15 protein-coding genes are annotated in these 17,754 nt (G+C 45.2%); 6 read left to right on the top strand and 9 right to left on the bottom strand.

Annotated features, from left to right (window positions below; genetic code table 11):
- Window positions 1–297 precede the first annotated feature (297 nt).
- The gene (locus tag ACE3MZ_RS12375; protein WP_411342476.1) at window positions 298–1,488 is read right to left on the bottom strand and encodes an LLM class flavin-dependent oxidoreductase; all 1,191 of its coding nucleotides are present in this window, start codon (window positions 1,486–1,488) and stop codon (window positions 298–300) included.
- Between the two features lie 314 nt (window positions 1,489–1,802).
- Here ACE3MZ_RS12375 and ACE3MZ_RS12370 point away from each other — a divergent pair, with 314 nt between their 5' ends.
- The 3 genes from ACE3MZ_RS12370 to ACE3MZ_RS12360 all read left to right on the top strand — a co-directional run bounded on the left by ACE3MZ_RS12370 (window position 1,803) and on the right by ACE3MZ_RS12360 (window position 4,069).
- Window positions 1,803–2,270: a MerR family transcriptional regulator gene (locus ACE3MZ_RS12370; protein WP_411342475.1), complete on the top strand. Its 468-nt coding sequence runs from the start codon at window positions 1,803–1,805 to the stop codon at window positions 2,268–2,270.
- Between the two features lie 77 nt (window positions 2,271–2,347).
- Window positions 2,348–3,319, top strand: coding sequence for an SDR family NAD(P)-dependent oxidoreductase (locus ACE3MZ_RS12365; protein WP_411342474.1), 972 nt, complete (start codon window positions 2,348–2,350; stop codon window positions 3,317–3,319).
- Window positions 3,320–3,661: 342 nt separating this feature from the next.
- Complete coding sequence (locus ACE3MZ_RS12360; RefSeq protein ID WP_411342473.1) at window positions 3,662–4,069, top strand: spore coat protein GerQ; 408 nt, start codon at window positions 3,662–3,664, stop codon at window positions 4,067–4,069.
- Window positions 4,070–4,184: 115 nt separating this feature from the next.
- Here the strand turns inward: ACE3MZ_RS12360 and ACE3MZ_RS12355 are convergent, their stop codons facing one another.
- The 3 genes from ACE3MZ_RS12355 to ACE3MZ_RS12345 form a co-directional block, all read right to left on the bottom strand.
- Entirely contained in the window at window positions 4,185–5,570 is a 1,386-nt protein-coding gene (locus ACE3MZ_RS12355; RefSeq protein WP_411342472.1) for an ABC transporter substrate-binding protein, read from the bottom strand.
- Between the two features lie 65 nt (window positions 5,571–5,635).
- On the bottom strand, window positions 5,636–6,400 hold the full coding sequence (locus tag ACE3MZ_RS12350) for a carbohydrate ABC transporter permease (RefSeq protein WP_411346779.1): 765 nt from the start codon (window positions 6,398–6,400) through the stop codon (window positions 5,636–5,638).
- A gap of 56 nt (window positions 6,401–6,456) precedes the next feature.
- On the bottom strand, window positions 6,457–7,428 hold the full coding sequence (locus tag ACE3MZ_RS12345) for a carbohydrate ABC transporter permease (RefSeq protein ID WP_411346778.1): 972 nt from the start codon (window positions 7,426–7,428) through the stop codon (window positions 6,457–6,459).
- A gap of 422 nt (window positions 7,429–7,850) precedes the next feature.
- Here ACE3MZ_RS12345 and ACE3MZ_RS12340 point away from each other — a divergent pair, with 422 nt between their 5' ends.
- Window positions 7,851–9,176, top strand: a complete 1,326-nt coding sequence (locus ACE3MZ_RS12340) for a hemolysin family protein (RefSeq protein WP_411342471.1) — start codon at window positions 7,851–7,853, stop codon at window positions 9,174–9,176.
- 208 nt (window positions 9,177–9,384) lie between these two features.
- Here ACE3MZ_RS12340 and ACE3MZ_RS12335 read toward each other — a convergent pair whose 3' ends face one another.
- Window positions 9,385–10,161, bottom strand: coding sequence for a conjugal transfer protein TraR (locus tag ACE3MZ_RS12335; RefSeq protein ID WP_411342470.1), 777 nt, complete (start codon window positions 10,159–10,161; stop codon window positions 9,385–9,387).
- A gap of 400 nt (window positions 10,162–10,561) precedes the next feature.
- Between ACE3MZ_RS12335 and ACE3MZ_RS12330 the strand changes: the two genes are divergently transcribed.
- On the top strand, window positions 10,562–11,701 hold the full coding sequence (locus ACE3MZ_RS12330) for a zinc-dependent alcohol dehydrogenase (protein ID WP_411346777.1): 1,140 nt from the start codon (window positions 10,562–10,564) through the stop codon (window positions 11,699–11,701).
- 210 nt (window positions 11,702–11,911) lie between these two features.
- Here the strand turns inward: ACE3MZ_RS12330 and ACE3MZ_RS12325 are convergent, their stop codons facing one another.
- The 3 genes from ACE3MZ_RS12325 to ACE3MZ_RS12315 form a co-directional block, all read right to left on the bottom strand.
- Window positions 11,912–12,637: an MBL fold metallo-hydrolase gene (locus tag ACE3MZ_RS12325; RefSeq protein WP_411342469.1), complete on the bottom strand. Its 726-nt coding sequence runs from the start codon at window positions 12,635–12,637 to the stop codon at window positions 11,912–11,914.
- Window positions 12,638–12,694: 57 nt separating this feature from the next.
- Entirely contained in the window at window positions 12,695–13,282 is a 588-nt protein-coding gene (locus ACE3MZ_RS12320) for a TetR/AcrR family transcriptional regulator (protein ID WP_411342467.1), read from the bottom strand.
- A gap of 361 nt (window positions 13,283–13,643) precedes the next feature.
- Window positions 13,644–14,876, bottom strand: coding sequence for an aminopeptidase (locus ACE3MZ_RS12315; RefSeq protein ID WP_411342466.1), 1,233 nt, complete (start codon window positions 14,874–14,876; stop codon window positions 13,644–13,646).
- A gap of 221 nt (window positions 14,877–15,097) precedes the next feature.
- On the opposite strand from ACE3MZ_RS12315, the gene ACE3MZ_RS12310 reads away from it, so the two are divergent.
- A complete protein-coding gene (locus ACE3MZ_RS12310; RefSeq protein WP_411342465.1) occupies window positions 15,098–15,790 on the top strand; it encodes a serine/threonine protein kinase in 693 nt (230 codons plus the stop codon).
- Window positions 15,791–15,979: 189 nt separating this feature from the next.
- On the opposite strand, the gene ACE3MZ_RS12305 is transcribed toward ACE3MZ_RS12310, so the two are convergent.
- On the bottom strand, window positions 15,980–17,680 hold the full coding sequence (locus tag ACE3MZ_RS12305) for a methyl-accepting chemotaxis protein (protein WP_411342464.1): 1,701 nt from the start codon (window positions 17,678–17,680) through the stop codon (window positions 15,980–15,982).
- Between the last annotated feature and the right edge of the window lie 74 nt (window positions 17,681–17,754).

Here is a 17,754-nt window from a genome sequence, read left to right as displayed (position 1 = left end):
GAAGAAATGAACAAGTGAAGTAGTGAGATAGTAGAGCAGTGAGTAATAAGCTAGTAGACTAGTAGGATATTAACATAGTATGGACGCATAATCGCGATCCTTTTGACGATTATGATGGTAATCCGTACTAAATAACAAATGTATTTCAATGTGTTCAGTTGTATCGCAAAAGCCCGTTTGCATGGATGTATGCAAACGGGCTTTTGATTGTATACGTTGTATATTATTAAGCAGTAAATTGCGACAATGCTTATTATGAATAAGAGAATCGTGAGTATGGTGAGAATCATTTCATCATCAGACGGAAGATACGAGACGGCGATTCCATTTTTCTTTGAACAATGGTAATGTGCTTTCACCGAAGATTTGGGCTTCTTCCAGATGTGGATAGCTCGATAAGATAAATGAAGTTACACCTGCTTCCGCATATTCCAGTAAGCGATCTGATACCTGATCTGGTGTACCGACGAACATCAGCGCACCGCCGGAGCGTACATTGGACAGACCTGCCCACAGATTCGGTCCAACGACAAAATCATTAGCCGCTGCTGCATCACGAATCTGGTTTTGACGATTTTGTCCGGTTGCACCGGTTTTGCTAAAGGAAGCTTTGGCGCGTTCGATTGTTGCTGGATCAATATCCTTAATCAGATTGCGTGCGGCTTCCCACGCTTCTTCTTCGGTATCACGTACAAGCACCTGAGCACGCATACCGACACGAAGCGGGCGGATACTGCCATGCTGCTCAGCCAGTTTGTGCTGCTGGACTTGCAGTTCTTCAATCTGCTGCTTGATCATCTCCAGCGGTTCCGACCACATGAGGAACACATCGGCGTATTCTGCACCTACGCTTTTCGCCATGGGAGAGCTGCCGCCAAAATAGATCGGCAAACCCGGCTTCTGCACAGTAGCTGGACGGCTGGTACCACCGTTAATATCGTAATAGTTGCCTTTAAAATACACTTTGTTGTCTTTGACCGATGCATCTGCACTTGCACCGAATTCGGTAGAAGATAGACCGGCTGCCTGTTCCCATACCCCTTTGATAACATCAAGGTATTCGCGAGTACGGTCGTATTTCTCATCATGTGCTCTAGCAAGTGGATCGCCCAGTTCTTCCAGATCGTCTGGTGAGCTGCCAGTTACGATATTAATACGTGCACGTCCTTCAGACAATGTATCCAGCGCAGCTGCCATGCGAGCTGTTAACACGGGTGCAATCAAACCCGGTCTAACTGCAACGAGTGGCTTCAATGTTGTCGTCGCGCCAATAATCGCAGAACCGACTACCCACGAATCGATACATGCACCACCAGTCGGAATCAATACAAATTCAAACCCGGATTGCTCAGCAGTGCGTGCAACTGAAGTCAGATAATCTAGTGTAGGCTTACGCTCAGATTCGCGACCAAGACTGGTGCCATCTCCCATAGTAGGCATGAACCAGCCAAATTCAACATTTTCGCGATAGATAGAATCAGTAGACATAAGGAGAACTCCTTTATATTTAGGCATTAGATGACAATATACATAATGAAAAATATGCGTGACATCAACAATATGATGAAAAGTATAAGTTACATCGACAATACATAGAGATTGTTAATAAGTAATAGATAACAGCACTAACTAATCCGACAAACATACTTGGTATAAAAATACTAGCATGTTCATATAGGAGTGTCAAATGCTTTGTTGGCAGATGAATGGGCTTCGTTATAAGATAATCACTATGAACAATTGTGCATATGTAGATTGATCTTCGCGATACAGAAACAGCAATAGTTGAAGGAGGGAATAAGATGAATACGAATCCTCAGGAAAATAGTTTATACCAGACGCTCAGCATCGGGCAGGTATCGGAACGATCCGGCTTGAGTGTACATTCACTGCGCTTTTATGAACGTGAAGGCTTGCTGCTAACGACGCGTATTAATCGTGATAAAGGTGGACGTAGGCGCTATAGCGAAGCGGATGTAAAATGGCTTGCCATCTGTACTCGGCTACGTTCGTCAGGCATGCCGATTGCCGAGATTCGCCGCTTTGCTGAACTAGTACGTTCTGGTTCGGGTAATGAATATGAGCGACTAGCGATTTTGAAAGAACATCAGCAACGCGTTGTGCGGCAGGTGGAGGAATTGAATGAATGTCTGGATGTCATTACATCCAAAGCAGACGTTTATGAATCCTATCTACAACAGCAGGCTACACATAAGCAATCGGAATCAGACGATAACAGCATTCCCGTTTCATCGCAAAATCGGGCTTGACCTAGAGTAGACTCTAGCTAGTAAAGTGGAATCATCATCCTATTGATGAAATGCCAATCGCAAAGGAGAGAGTAATCATGGAACACGTTTATCACAGAACACCGCAACATAACATACATTCAGGTTTCGGTCATCAAAGCACAGCAACCGAGGTGCTGCAAGGCATTGATCTGTCTGGCAAACTGGCACTTGTCACCGGTGGATATTCCGGTCTTGGTCTGGAAACGACGACTGCGCTTGTTCATGCGGGAGCGCATGTTATCGTACCTGCTCGTCGTCCAGATATAGCGAAAGAAGCATTGAGTGATATTGAGCATGTAGAAGTGGGCGAACTTGATTTGTCGGATCTGGACAGTGTGCGGGCATTCGCCAGCACATTGCTGGAGAGTGGGCGCAGCATCGATCTGGCGATTCTAAATGCCGGTGTAATGGCAAGCCCAGAGACGCGGGTCGGCCCGGGTTGGGAATTACAATTTGCAACGAACCATCTCGGTCATTTTACATTGATTCATTTGCTATGGCCGCTACTGACAGCAGGAGACGGTGCGCGTGTGGTAGTTACATCGTCCGCTGGTCACCATTTCTCACCGATTCGTTGGGACAATCTGAATTTTGAAGGCAATTATCACAAATTCGAAGCATATGGACAATCGAAAACAGCCAATTCACTATTTGCGGTGGAGCTGGATCGCCGTGGTGCAGAGCAGGGTGTACGTGCTTTTGCGGTGCATCCGGGTGGTATTCTGACCCCATTGCAGCGTCATCTCAGCCGTGAGGAAATGGTAGAATTGAAATGGGTGGATGAGGAAGGCAATGCGGTGAATCCTGCTTTCAAGTCACCAGAACAAGGAGCAGCAACTCAAGTTTGGGCAGCAACATCGCCACAACTGGAGGGCAAAGGTGGAGTCTACTGCGAAGATTGCGAAATCGCTGAGATCACACCGCAAGACGGTCCGCGCGTTGGCGTGCAATCGTATGCTGTTGATCCTGACGAAGCGAAACGTTTGTGGGCATTGTCTGTGGAATGGACTGGAGTCGATCAAGCATAATCAAATGTATCAATCAGACAACCTGTATCTCATAGAGATACAGGTTGTCTGATTGATTACCAATACTGTACGCGTAAAGTATGTCTATAGTAAATAATGAAATGATTGTCATACCTATTCACTGTAAAGTCTGGTATAATCTGTGTATGCCCTTTTTTCAAACTATCGTTCATACAAACATTACATACTATACCTAACAACTCACATCCAACAGACTACAGATGGCAGGAACATGTGCTAAAGCTGTAAAATTCTGCTTGGATTTTTTCGATTCAGTGGTAAGCGGCAAGGGTAATGTACAGGATGTGATACTCAACTTTGAATTACGGGAGGAATGCAATCATGTTGACCCAACCTTATCGTCCGGTTTCGTATCGTAACGAACATAGGTATACGCACCCTGGGGAGGCTGCTTCCCAGCCACATGCAAGTGCAGCGTCGTCCGTAACGGATCAGAAGTCGATGCCGCGCAAGGATGATATGTCCACACGGCAACAGTTGCAGGAGAAGGTCGGTCTGGTCGGAACGTTTCATATGATTCCGGGACATGGCGTGAACAATCAGGTGTATCGCGGCAGATTGGAAGCGACAGGCGAAGATCATTTTATCGTTCGTCATATGAATTCCGGTCAACGTGAAGTATTGCCGTTGTCAGCGTTGGACAGTGCTATTTTCACCGAATCAACGTCTGCTTATACGAGTATTTCCGGTCAGGCGGCACCAAGTCGTTATTCCCTATCTGGTCAGTAAGCGAATCCAACACAGCTTATCCATTACACAACATATACAAATAATAGAAACACATATACAATACAAACGCCGATGCTTGGAATTGATCCGAAGCATCGGCGTTTTATTGTGCCTATTATTGGGCAATCGAGTCGTTATAATCTTGCAACTTCTGTGTAATTTGAGCAGCGGCATTGTCCAGTGCTTCTTTTGGCGTTTTGGAGCCGTTGATTGCTTCCTCCATCGCCGTTTCTGTCAGTTGACGCGCTTCAGGGAAGATGCCCATCACCGCACCTTGCGTAGCTGGATCGATCTTCGTATCGTGCAATTGTGTAACGGCAGTCTCGAATTGCGGGTATTTCTTCATATTTTCTTTGACTAGTTCTTCGTCATATGCCTTTTTCGTAATCGGGAAGTAGCCGGTGTTTACATGCCAGTATGCTTGCGTCGAAGGCTCAGTCAGGAATTTAATGAATTTCCATGCTGCTTGCTGCTCAGCTTCGGATTTGTCATTCATGATCCAGAGGCTGGCACCACCGACAATCACGCCACCTTTACCTTTGTACTCATCGGATGGCTTCGGAATCGGCGCTGTGCCGACTTCAAATTTTCCACCTACAGAGTTTACAATCCCGCGCAGAGAAGCGGTACTATCCATCGTCATGGCAATCTGACCAGCAGCGAATGCTTTTTTCGTATCATCGGTTTTGCGACCGAGGTTGATCATTACTTTGTCGTCGACGAGCTTTTTCCACCATGTCAGTGTATCGACGGCTGCTTGAGAATTTACAAGTGATTCGGTAGCAAGTGCGCTGCGACCGTTATTGTTGTTCAGCAATTGGGCATCCTGATTCGCCAGCAATTGTTCCATCAGCCAGCTATAGATCGGGAACGCACCACCGGATTGCCCGTCTTTGCTCAGCTTTTGAGCAGCAGCTTCGATCCCTGCATACGTTGTCGGTGGATGTTCTGGGTCTAAGCCAGCGGCTTTGAACGCGTCTTTGTTGTAATACAGAATCGGATTGGATGTGTTAAACGGCATCGAATACAGCTTATTGTCAAAGGTATAATACGCCAAAATATTCTCTTCCAGCTGGGACAGATCGAATTTGTCAGCATCGATGAACTGCTGCATCGGCGTAATCGCCTGCGAATCAATCATAAAACGGCTGCCGACTTCATACGTCTGCATCATCGTTGGGCCGCTACCAGAACCCATTGCTGTCTTGAATTTGTTTAGCCCTTCATCATATTCCCCTTGATATACGGCTTGGACTTGTACGTCGGATTGGGATTCATTGAACTGTTTGACCAGATTGTCGACTGTTTCTCCCAGTTTACCGCTCATCGAATGCCACCAGACGACTTTGACCGGACCAGTAGAAGCTTCCGAAGAACTACCATCTGCTGCCGAAGCAGGCTCTGATCCTTGTGAAGCGCCGCCACCGCAAGCTGTAAGGAATACGAACAGACTTAATGCTAGCAGACCCCATGTACGGGTCCAGATAGGTTTGCGTTTCATGTGTATACATTCTCCTTTATATTCAAATAAGTAAGAACAGAATGAGGAAATAGATGCAGCACGCTTTATCCTTTGAGTGAGCCGGCAGTTAATCCGCCAACCAATCGTCCCAATCCAACCGCCAGCAATACGAGTGAAGGTAGCAGTACCATTACAATGCCTGCCATTACCATATTCCAAGCGGTCACTTCGGCGAATTGCAGCATGCTAATTCCGATTTGCACAGTACGCATGCTCTCGGTATTCGTGATCAAGAGCGGCCATAAATACATATTCCAGTTACTCAGAAACGAATAGACGCCAAGTGTAGCAAGTCCCGGCATCGACAACGGAACTGCAATCGATAGAAAAATACGGATATGTCCGCAGCCATCGATCCGCGCTGCTTCCATCAGTTCCTTAGGCAATTGCAGGAAAAACTGCCGCATCAAAAACGTACCAAAGGCGCTCGCTAGAAATGGAATTGTTAGCCCTGGATACGAGTCCAGCCAGCCCCAGCTACGAACGGTCAAATAATTCGGAATAACCGTCACTTCCCACGGAATCATCATCGTCGCCATAAATAGTGCGAACAGCACCTTACGACCGGGAAAACGTAGAAAAGCAAACGCATAAGCAGCCATGCACGACGTTATGATTTGTCCAATCGTAATGACGCCGCTCGTCACAAAGCTGTTCAGAATAAAGCGTCCCACCGGAATCGTGTTCCATACATTAACAAAGTTGTCCAGATGCAGACGGGACGGAAAGAGTTTGGGCGGATATGTAGCGGATTCGGCTTCAGTCATCCATGCGTTCGACAGAGCGATCCAGAACGGAAACAGAATCATTACCGCGGCGATCAGCAGTACGGTATACGCAGCACCTTGACGCAAAATATTGGGTTTCACTGGTAATGCACCTTCTTTTCTCCGAATGTGAACTGGATGATCGTCAGAATCAGAATGAGTACGAACAGGACGAGCGCCTGCGCGCTACCTGAGCCAAACCGGAAATTCACAAATGCGTCCTGATACAGATTGTATACAAGCACATTCGTACTGTTCATCGGTCCCCCTTTGGTTAGTATATGAATCTGCCCGAACGACTGGAATGCACCGATCATCGACGTCACGCTGGCAAAGAAAAGTGTGGGCGAGATCAGTGGCAAGGTTAACTGGATAAATGTACGGATTGGGCTAGCTCCGTCCATTTTGGCACTTTCATAAATGTCTTCTGGCACGCCTTCCATACCGCCGAGCAGCAAAATGAACAGAAAGCCGACATTCATCCAGATCGTCATGAGCGAGATGGACAGCAGCGCCCAATCTGGGCTAGTGAGCCATTGTACTGCGGGCAAGCCAAGCGATTGCAGGATATAATTCAGCATGCCGAGTGTCGGATGGAACAGCATCATCCAGATGACCGATCCAGTTCCGACCGATATCGCAATCGGTAGCGAGAACAGAAATCGGAAGATTTTGCTACCGCGCAGATGCGTCCGGCAGATTGCCGCCAGAATCAGAGCAAGCAGAATAGAAGTAGGCACCGTGAATAACATGAATTCAAATGTCACCCATAGACTGGATAGAAAATGCCCAGAATCAAATAGTTTCTCAAAATTGCGCAATCCAATGTACTTAGCCACATCACCGCGCGGCGTTGTGGAGTGTACACTCAGATACACCGATTTAAGCAGCGGATAGAACAGGAAAATACTAAACAGTACTAGCGATGGAGCAAGAAACAGCCCTGCCAATGAATATTCCTGCCAGCGTCCAGCGCGCCGGGGCAGACGCAGCGTAGAGCGGCTTTTGACTAGGCTTCGCTTGAAATTGCGTTTGACGGGAACAGCGGTAGATTTGTCCAAAATGATCATCCTCACTTTCATGTCTATTTTCATTATGCCCGCGCATAAGAGCAGTTCATCATTCCTGTTCACCTGCTAAAGTATAAAGAGTGCATGTTAACGACAATAGGCATGAATGTAAAAATTATGTATCCTTCGTAACGGCAAAATAGGACGGAGGGATGTTTGACTGTTTTCATTTTCGGTCTATAATATAATCAGGCAACGTCTATACTTATAGTGTTTGCGAATGTCAAACACGGAGTTTGATGAAAAATGATGTTTGCTTTAGCAAAATATCTTATTGCACTTACATATACGAAAGAGGTGAATGCATTGGGGAATTGATGCTGACTGTACAACGTCGTCTTATCCAAAAATTTAAGTTCCGAAGGAGGTGAACCCGTCGCTGGTTGTATTCCGAAGAGAGGAACGCAGCGCGGGAATAACACTTGACTGACCCCTTACCCAGTTTGTTGAATCTTTTGCTGGTGTTGGCACTAGTACTATTGAATGGTTTTTTTGTAGCAGCGGAATTTGCAATGGTCAAAATTCGCAGTAGTCGACTGGAAACACTTGTCGATGAAGGAAATAAACGAGCGCGTTTTGCGCAGTCCATCGTTAATAACTTGGATGCCTATCTCTCAGCATGTCAGCTGGGAATTACACTGGCTTCACTAGGGCTTGGCTGGATTGGTGAACCGGCAATCGCCGAACTGATCCGTCCGATATTCGCAGCGATTGGCTGGAATAACGAAGTTGCCGTACACAGTGTATCGATTGTAATTGCCTTTGCGGTTATTACGGTTCTGCATATTGTACTTGGCGAATTGGCACCCAAATCACTCGCAATCCGCAAAGCGGAAAGCGTAACTTTGTGGACAGCTGCACCGATGATGCTGTTTCACAAAATCATGTATCCTTTTATCTGGATGTTGAATGGTATGGCAAACGCATTGCTAAAATTGTTCGGAATCGCTCCGGCATCTGAACATGAATCCGCCCACACCGAAGAAGAGATACGCATACTCATGAAAGAAAGCAACAAGAGCGGGCTGATCGATAATACCGAACTGGCGCTGGTTGATAATATATTCGAATTTGCCGATACAACCGCCCATGAGATTATGATTCCACGTACCGAAATGATCTGTCTGAGTCTGCATGCGTCCCGTGAGGAGAATTTGCAGATTGCCTTAGATGGCATGCGTACCCGTTATCCAGTATGCGATGGCGACAAAGACCATATTGTCGGTTTCTTGCATATTAAGGATCTGATGCGTTATCAGATTACAGACTCGGTCAAACTGATTCGTCCGGTTATTGCTGTACCCGAGTCGATCAAGATTAGCGAACTGATGAAATTAATGCAACGCGGCAAGACACAGATCGCCATATTGATCGATGAATACGGAGGTACAGCCGGTCTAGTAACATTGGAAGATATAATGGAAGAGATCGTTGGTGAAATTCAGGACGAGTTTGATCATGAACGTCCTGTCGTGGAGCCGATTAACGAAATGATGTATTCCATCGACGGCCTGATGCTGATTGAGGAGTTTAATACCCGCTTCTCGCTGGATCTGGATGTTTCCGAATATGATACGATCGGCGGTTGGCTGTATTCGCGAGTCGAATCACTGCCACCGCAAATAGGACAGAGCGTGGCACATGACGGGCATTTGTTAGTGGTAGAAGAGACGGAGAACAAACGTATTTCGCGAATCAAGCTAGTGATTACGCAATTCGCGGTCAATACAACGCAAGCGGGAGCTTGAACGTAAGAAGTTTTCAATCATTTAGCATATGCATGTAAAAGAGGAACGAGGAGTAATCCCGTTCCTTTTTTATTGTCTATTATTATATGATGGACATAAGCAAAAGAGGAATGAATGCGCATAATGCGATTCATTCCTCTTTTGTATCAAATAGATAGCAGTGATACTATCGCTGATACTTGTTGATGATCATATATTCGTTAAACAATTAACGACGACGATCTGCTTCTTTCACTTCAGCATCGACCTCTTGATCTTCCTCGTCAATTTGCAGCTCAGTATCGCCTTCGCCACGATCTTCGTATGCTTTTACCGCATTGCCCTGTTCTACATGACGGTTATCGCCATCAATATCGTTAGCAGCAAACGTTTCGATGCTTTCGGTGAAATTCTCATTATCGCCGCTACCTTCAGCAAGCTCATTATAATCATGAACTTCGCGTTGAGCACTCATAGCAGGGGAGTCGGCAACGCCGTAATCCTCAACTGCCTGCCAAGCACCTGCATCGTCGAAGCGTCCGGTGTTATGCTGACGATTCTCGCCAGAGCCTTTGGCAGCTGGTGTAATCAGGTCTTCTTCAACCGGTCGATAGTCATTCACTTGATTTTGTTGTGGACTCTCGTCGACTAGATATGTTGTAAATGGTAGTGCTTGCAGACGTTCAAATGGAATTTCTTTACCGCTTACTTCACTGACGCCATACGTGCCTTCTTCAATACGTTGCAAGGCAGCATTCACCTGTTCCAGTGTCTCACTCATCTGATCGTCGATCGCCAGATCGCGTCCACGTTCAAATGTCTCTGTACCGAGATCAGCAGGGTGGTTATCAACCGCGGACAATTCGCCCGTAGAATCGCGTTCGGATTCTGGTTGACCATCAGCAGTTTGATCCTCTGTGTTGAAGTGACGTTCTAGCTCACTTTTTTCCTCTAGCAAGCTATTTTTTAATTCCTCTATTTGAGCATCTGTTAAATGTTTCATCATTATGATCTCCCTTCGGTCATTAGCTGCATGAGTTGATTGTGTTCCGGATGAACAGCAACAAACCCGTTCTACCTCAATTACCCTAGGAAACGGAAAATCAATCTTCTTGTATTGCTCATCTTTAGTTTGGATGTGCACAGACTTCTACTCTTGCAAAAGCCTTCTATTACAAATAACAAATACAAATGAAATAATAATCAACTTAATCGTAACATCTACTGTTTGTATATGAACGGTTAATAATTGGAATAGGTTGGTTAATACAACAAAGATTAGCTTTTACCTTTTACTTAAAAGTACATGAATACGATTCATATGCTACTGTATTTCACCATTGTTTGTTTCATTTCGGAAGACTAGCAAGTACACACATTCAAATTACCGGAAAAGGGGAATAATGATGAAAGCACTTACTTATCAAGGCAAGCAAAATGTAAAAGTAAAAGAGGTAGAGGACGCTAAAATTCAGAAGCCGGATGATATTGTCGTTCGTATTACATCTACGGCAATCTGTGGTTCCGACCTTCATATTTATAATGGTGCTATGCCTGTCGTGCATGATGATTATGTGATCGGTCATGAGCCGATGGGGATCGTAGAAGAGGTTGGTCCAGGTGTCACCCGTGTGAAAAAAGGCGATCGTGTCGTTATTCCATTTAACGTCTCATGTGGTGAGTGTTTCTTCTGTAAAAATCAAATGGAAAGTCAATGCGATAATTCCAATGAGATGGAACAAAAAAATACAGGCGCTTACTTCGGTTTCGATATTTACGGTGGTTATCCAGGCGGTCAGGCAGAGCTAATGCGTGTGCCATATGCTAACTTCCTGCCATTCGTCGTACCCGAATCGGCCGAAGTCACGGATGAACAAGTACTATTCTTATCTGATATTATGCCAACAGCATATTGGAGCGTAGAGAGCGGCGGAGTAAAATCCGGCGATACCGTTATCATTCTCGGCTGCGGACCGGTTGGGTTGCTGGCTCAGAAGTTTGCGTGGCAAAAAGGTGCCAAGCGCGTCATCGCTGTCGATCATCTGCCATACCGACTCGCTCATGCGAAGCGTACCAATAATGTAGAAGTGATCAACTTCAAAGAAGTGGACGAGGTGGATCAACATTTATTAGAAATCACAAGTGGTGGCGCGGACGTTGTTATTGACTGTGTTGGATTGGATGCTGAAATGAGTGTAGGTGAGAAGATTCAGACTACACTCAAATTGCAAGGCGGTAGCTTGAGCGCATTCAATATCGCTGCTAATGTGGTACGCAAATTCGGTACGATTCAAGTGACGGGCGTATATGGGGAAACATATAACAATTTCCCATTTGGTCATCTGTTTGAACGTAATGTGAAGCTGGCGATGGGACAGGCACCAGTCGTACATTACATGCCAGAGCTGTTTAAGCAGATCACGGATGGTACCATTGATGCGACTGACATCATTACACACAAAGTTTCGCTAAGTGATGCTGAGCACGGATATGATATTTTCAATGATAAAAAAGAAGATTGCATCAAGGTCATCCTGAAGCCATAATCTTGAGCAGCAAGTAGTAGGATTGTTAGCATGAGGCTAATATCTTACATGACAATGCACAAAAATGAAGCCTGTATCGGAATGAAGATGTCCGATGCAGGCTTTTTGCTGTTTATAAGCGATAGATAAGCCAGATGCCAGTTTTACAATTTACAAATATATTTACAGCAACGAGAGTAAAAGAATATATTGACCAAACAAAATATCCAATCACAAAAGAGAGAGTACGATGTTCCAGCGAGATGCTGCTTGCTGGATCGCGCGTTGCATCTGCTGTGCAGGCTGTTGAATCATATCACCATGACCGATTGCGAGTAGTGCAGGTTGCAGTTGAAGCAGCTTTTGCGCACTTTGCAACGCATCGGCTTTGGACCATGTAGCGAGTGCTGGAAAAGGGAAGATGAAACGTAGATCGCCAGCTACTGCTATGCCGCCACGAGTTTGAAAAGCATCGCCTGCAATGACAAATCGATTTCGTGTATCTAGTAATGCGATGGAACCGGGCGTATGACCAGGCACTTCTATCACTTGCAATGAACCGACAGTATCCCCTTCATCCAGAAGCTGAGTGGGGCGAGTTTTCAGATGTTTCGGCACACCGCCTTTGATCGGTGTCTGTGCTTCATGAGCATCCAAAGACATATCACCATTCATCAGACGAGCATCGCGTCGAGATACATACACTTCAATCCCCGGATACAGCTCTACCAGTTTATCAAGTGAACCGATATGGTCACTATGTACGTGAGTGAGTACGATTCGGGTTAGCGGTTTACCCAGCTGTGCTTCAGCTTGTTGAATGCCTTTGTAGCTAGTAGGCAAGCCAGCATCAATCAATGTTAAGCTTTCGTTTTCCTCAATGAGATAACAATTGACAGGGAATATACCGGGGAAATAAACAAGCTGATGTAAATGTCCATTACTGTTTATTTTCATACGTATCACCTCCAATTTCATCATAACTAATACTATTAGTTATATCAACATATTTATTTAATTTTTACTAATATTATTAGTTTTTAGTTGTTGTAATCCATGTAAATAAGCAGTTATGATCATCTCAAAGCTAGTATCGACATCTACATTTAGACCGAAACCTTGATTGCGCTCCAATGAACTAAATCCGTGTAATACACTACGCAAACCACGTGCAGCATGAACCAGTCCATCGTCGGTTAATTCAAATTCCCGCAAGATTTGGAACCATAGCTCCAGCAGTTGATTGGAGACATTATGCAATGGCTCATCATCCTGCTCTGGCTGGTAAAAGGTTGCTTCGTACAGTCCAGGTTGCGTGCGTACAAATTGCAAATATGCTCGTGCTACTTCGCGGATAGCGGTATCGCGAGAGCGTCCGACAGCTGCCTGCATCGTCATTTCCCGTAGCTGTTCCAGCCCTTTAAGTGCCATAGCGCGGCGTAATCCGGGCAAGCCATCCACATGATTGTATAGAGAAGGGGATCGTACATTTAACTTTTTTGCAACGACGGCAAGCGTAATGTACTGTATACCGTGTTCATCCGCAATTTCGGTAGCGGTTTTGACGATCAGGTCGAGAGTTAAGCCGATTCGTGGTGACATGATAGATTCCTCCTTATACCCGTATATAACTTGTATTTCATACATAAAATAATCATATTCATATAAAAGCTATGATCATTCATATTCTATCATATGATTGTAAATGATCTGCCACATATTGCAAATGACAATGCGATCAAGGAACATCAATGAAATGAATGGATAGTATTCATGGAAAAGCTATGGTCATTTAGTAAGCTGATGTCATTCGCTTGTGAATAATGAACAGTAAATAGACACCGACAATGTATGCTCGGTGTCTGTTCATGCTCTGTTGCTGTTTAACTTGCCTACGAATCGGATAATAATAAAGCATCTTGTAGTATGTTAGAATGATGCTACTTCAACCATCATTCTTGCATTAAAATGCCCAGCCGCCTTGTTTGAAGACAGGTTCTTCCTTACCATCTTCGGTAATACCGTAAATGTCCATCTCTCCAGAACCGATCATAAAGTCGACGTGTACCAGACTGTTGTTCAGACCGCGTTCTGTCAGCTCATCACGGGACATTTGTTTACCGCCTTGCAAATTGAACGCATACGCGCTACCGATTGCCAGATGGTTGGAAGCATTCTCATCAAACAGGGTATTATAATAGAGAATATTCGATTCGGAGATTGGAGAACGGTGCGGTACAAGAGCAACTTCGCCCAGGTAATGCGCGCCTTCGTCCATTTCCACCAGATGTTCTAATGTTTCTTGACCTTTTTCGGCTTCCACACCAACGATGCGACCGTCTTTGAACGTCAATTTGAAGTTGTCGATGATCGTACCACCATAGCTAAGCGGCTTGGTGCTGCTCACATACCCGTTTACATCAGACTTGAGCGGAGCCGTGAACACTTCCTCTGTTGGCATGTTGGCGATAAAGGAGTCGCCGCGTTCGCTCACGCTGTCAGCAGCTGCCCAGATATGACCTTCTGGCAAACCGATCGTCAGATCCGTGCCCGGTGCCACATAATGGAGTTGCTTGTATGCTTTGTCGTTCAGATATTTGGATTTCTCGTTCAGCAATTTGACATGCTCTTGCCATGCAGAGATCGTATCGCCCTCACCTACACGAACGGCTTTGAAAATGTAATCCCACATATGGTTGATCTGTTCTTCAGCTGGTTGATCCGGGAATACTTTCGCTGCCCATGCTTTGGAAGGTACAGCTACGATCGACCAGCTCATTTTATCGGATTGCACATACTCGCGGTATTTGACCAGCACTTTGCTAGCTGCTTTTTGGAACGTAGCGATACGCTTGGAATCGATACCTTTCAGCAGATCTGGATCGTCAGATACGACGTGCAGTACAGCACCTTGTTCTTCTGCCAGTTCTTCCATCTCGGCAGCATACCATTTCGGTCCAAGCTCGAACGATTCGTCAGGTGCCAGCTCATAACGTAGGCGTGTAATCTGATCATCCGACCAGTTAACCTTTACGAGTAGAGCACCGGCTTCGTAACCTTTTTTGGTCAGCAGGCGCACAAATTCAGCTGCGTGCAGCGGTGCATTGATGATGAACTTTTGTCCTGGTTGTACGTTAACGCCGACGCGGACTGCAAGCTCGGCATATTGTTCCAGGTTTGTCTGAAAATCTGACATGAATAGTTCCTCCGTTTCGACTAACTGTATGTGTATCGTCATGCACCGCAAATAGGGCGATCACAACGAGTGAACTGGGATCATGCATGGAAATGAAATGATCCGTCCTATCTATATTACAGGATGTGAACGCTGATGAAAACTATTCCCGCAAAACCGATATGCAAATGTAATGTATAAAGATTGCGATTGCCTTGGTGCAGGAGAGAGGAGCATATTTGATGAATTGGAACGAAGATTGGAAAACCGCAGAAGATGCTTTACAGCAAATTACTGTTAACGGAAGTGGAGATAATGAGCCGGTCGTCATTTCTGGATACGCAGAAGGGGTACGTTGTATCGGAATTGGTACAGATGCAGCCGTATTCACATATGATCAAGCACCTGGTTATGCTTTCAAAGTGTTCACGCCGCAAGCGATAGATAAAATTCCGGTGGAAGTGTCTGTGTACGAACGCTTGAAGTCAGCACCGTTCTTCCCTGTATGTTATGGCAGTGACGCCAATTATCTAGTACTCAGTTATGAAGCTGGACCGACACTGCAAGATTGTTTATTACAAGGCATTGAAGTGCCGCGTCAAGTCATCACCGATGTGGAAGCTGCACGCAAATATGTACGCGGCGTCGGTATGAATCCACGCGATATCCATCTCAAAAATGTAATTATGCAAAATGGACGTGCCAAAGTAATCGACGTCTCCGAATATGTCAAAGAAGGCGATGATAAGCGCTGGGATCATCTGGTGTGGGCTTATGATCAGCTTTATGATCGCATCGCTGGTAAAAGTATCCCATCTTGGGTGCTCGATACAGTGAAAAATTGGTACGCCCGGATCGGCGTCGTCAACAGTACACTCAACCTCGAAGAACTCGCCAAAAAAGCAGGCGATCTGTTCTCCAAATATATGAAGTAACACAACATATATGAAGTAACACAAAAACTCCGGCATCCTCGTGAAGATCACATGTTCACGAAGATGCCGGAGTTTGTTTTATAGAAGATATTGCGATATATGATCAAGCCCGTATACCCCTGTACAGGCGAATATCAGTGCGATGTTCATATGTGATGCTAATTGATACGAGTCTGTGCTTGTCGCGAATTATAATTTGCAGAACGAGATTAATTGTTGCAATTCTTCCGCCAGTGCAGATAAGTGACGAGCGGAGGAAGCGACATCTTCCATCGTGGATAATTGTTCTTCACTGGCAGCATTCATTTCATCGATGCCAGCAGAGCCTTGTTGGGAAAGAGCACTCAGATGTTCCATCGCTTCAGCGATTTGTTGGGAACGTTGATTTGCATTGCCGATCAAGGAACTGGTCGTGTCGATCTTTTGCACAGCAGTGCCAACGGATTGTTGAATTGCCTCAAAAGCGACTGTAACCCGGCGGCTGCCGTCGACACTTGCCTGTACGCTGCTTACTGATTCCTGAGCTTGTTCGACTGCACTCTGACTTTCCTGCTGTACGTCGCTGACAAGTCCAGTAATCATTGTAGAGGACTCGGCAGCACTTTCTGCAAGCTTGCGGATTTCCTCGGCAACGACGGCAAAGCCGCGTCCTGCTTCGCCCGCACGCGCAGCTTCGATAGAAGCATTGAGCGCGAGTAGATTTGTTTGTTTGGCAATTTGTTGAATAGCGGAAGAAGCATAACCGATCTGTTCGGACTTGGTGTTCAGGCTAGTTAGTACATTCAACGTAGAGTGAATATCGGTAGACAGGCGCTGGATGCGATCGGTAATCTCGTTTACTTCGCCCAATCCTTGTTCTGCTGTTTGTTTCATATTACCGGTCAATTCGTCAATTTCTTTACTCGTATGGGCGACTTGTTCCATCTGGGTCGCCATATGATTAACCGAATCTGTGACCTGAATGACAGTCTGAGTCTGTGATGTGAAGCCGGTGGACAATTCACCGGAAGATACAGCGATATGAGAGGATGCCTGAGCGGTTTGTTCTGCACTAGCAGTTAATTGTTCGGATGAAGCAGACAACGTCATCGCACTCTCGTCCACACTTTTTATAATTTTACGCATACTATCGATCAGCTTATTGAACGCAGTTGCGACTTGTCCGATCTCGTCGCGTGCTGTGTAGCTGGCAGTAACGGTTAGGTTACCCTCTGCTGCTTGATTCATCAAGTTTTGTACTTGGCGCAGTGGTCTAGAAATCATAACAGTAATCCAGATACCCATTAGCAGAGAGACGATTATACCGACTACAAAAACGATAATTGTTAATCCTTTGGAAGCATTATACGTAGTATCAGCAACAACTTTGCTTTCGTTAGCTTCGTTCAGAATATTGTCGCGCATTTGGTTCAGGTATTGATTCAATGTATTACGCGTTACATCCAGATCAGCATAATCTGCTTGAGCTTCTGCTTGATTCCCCGCTGTAATGGCGTCTAATACTTTTTGACGTACTACAGATTGTGCTTGAGCAGCTGCAACCAGTTGAGCAGAGATTTGTTGATTGGCTGTACTAAGTTTCAATTGTCCCAGAATTTCATATTGTTGTTTTGTATTGGCTGATGTTGTATTTACTTCTTCAATCAATGATTGCTGAGTACTGGTATCGGTAGTATTCATCAGTCGCAATACTCGCGTTGCATTCGTACTATAATTAATGACGAGCTGATCTATTGCCGTAATCGCTTTGATATTTGTTTCATACATATCGTTGGCAATGGTAGACATTTTGGAGCTGGCACTTGTACCATTCAAGCTGATAGCTGTCAGCAACAGTAAATTGACAATGATTAAAATAACGATTTTGGTACGGACACGCAAGTTTTTCATATCGATATAATCCCCTTTTGCTACGTCATATTGTTACGATTTGTCATTTGTTCTCTGTATATCAAATGATTGTA

The organism is Paenibacillus sp. WLX1005 (assembly GCF_046603685.1).
Classification (GTDB): domain Bacteria; phylum Bacillota; class Bacilli; order Paenibacillales; family Paenibacillaceae; genus Saccharibacillus.
The sequence above is the reverse complement of the archived record's forward strand: the minus strand, read 5'-3'. Positions and strand labels throughout refer to the sequence as shown.

What these genes read in the sequence shown, in the direction of transcription:
- ACE3MZ_RS12305 (WP_411342464.1), bottom strand. Translation starts at nt 17,680, where the DNA reads ATGAAAAACTTGCGTGTCCGTACCAAAATCGTTATTTTAATCATTGTC.
- ACE3MZ_RS12350 (WP_411346779.1), bottom strand. Translation starts at nt 6,400, where the DNA reads ATGATTCTGTTTCCGTTCTGGATCGCTCTGTCGAACGCATGGATGACT.
- ACE3MZ_RS12325 (WP_411342469.1), bottom strand. Translation starts at nt 12,637, where the DNA reads ATGAAAATAAACAGTAATGGACATTTACATCAGCTTGTTTATTTCCCC.
- ACE3MZ_RS12360 (WP_411342473.1), top strand. Translation starts at nt 3,662, where the DNA reads ATGTTGACCCAACCTTATCGTCCGGTTTCGTATCGTAACGAACATAGG.
- ACE3MZ_RS12335 (WP_411342470.1), bottom strand. Translation starts at nt 10,161, where the DNA reads ATGATGAAACATTTAACAGATGCTCAAATAGAGGAATTAAAAAATAGC.
- ACE3MZ_RS12375 (WP_411342476.1), bottom strand. Translation starts at nt 1,488, where the DNA reads ATGTCTACTGATTCTATCTATCGCGAAAATGTTGAATTTGGCTGGTTC.
- ACE3MZ_RS12315 (WP_411342466.1), bottom strand. Translation starts at nt 14,876, where the DNA reads ATGTCAGATTTTCAGACAAACCTGGAACAATATGCCGAGCTTGCAGTC.
- ACE3MZ_RS12320 (WP_411342467.1), bottom strand. Translation starts at nt 13,282, where the DNA reads ATGTCACCACGAATCGGCTTAACTCTCGACCTGATCGTCAAAACCGCT.
- ACE3MZ_RS12355 (WP_411342472.1), bottom strand. Translation starts at nt 5,570, where the DNA reads ATGAAACGCAAACCTATCTGGACCCGTACATGGGGTCTGCTAGCATTA.
- ACE3MZ_RS12370 (WP_411342475.1), top strand. Translation starts at nt 1,803, where the DNA reads ATGAATACGAATCCTCAGGAAAATAGTTTATACCAGACGCTCAGCATC.
- ACE3MZ_RS12310 (WP_411342465.1), top strand. Translation starts at nt 15,098, where the DNA reads ATGAATTGGAACGAAGATTGGAAAACCGCAGAAGATGCTTTACAGCAA.
- ACE3MZ_RS12365 (WP_411342474.1), top strand. Translation starts at nt 2,348, where the DNA reads ATGGAACACGTTTATCACAGAACACCGCAACATAACATACATTCAGGT.
- ACE3MZ_RS12345 (WP_411346778.1), bottom strand. Translation starts at nt 7,428, where the DNA reads ATGATCATTTTGGACAAATCTACCGCTGTTCCCGTCAAACGCAATTTC.
- ACE3MZ_RS12330 (WP_411346777.1), top strand. Translation starts at nt 10,562, where the DNA reads ATGAAAGCACTTACTTATCAAGGCAAGCAAAATGTAAAAGTAAAAGAG.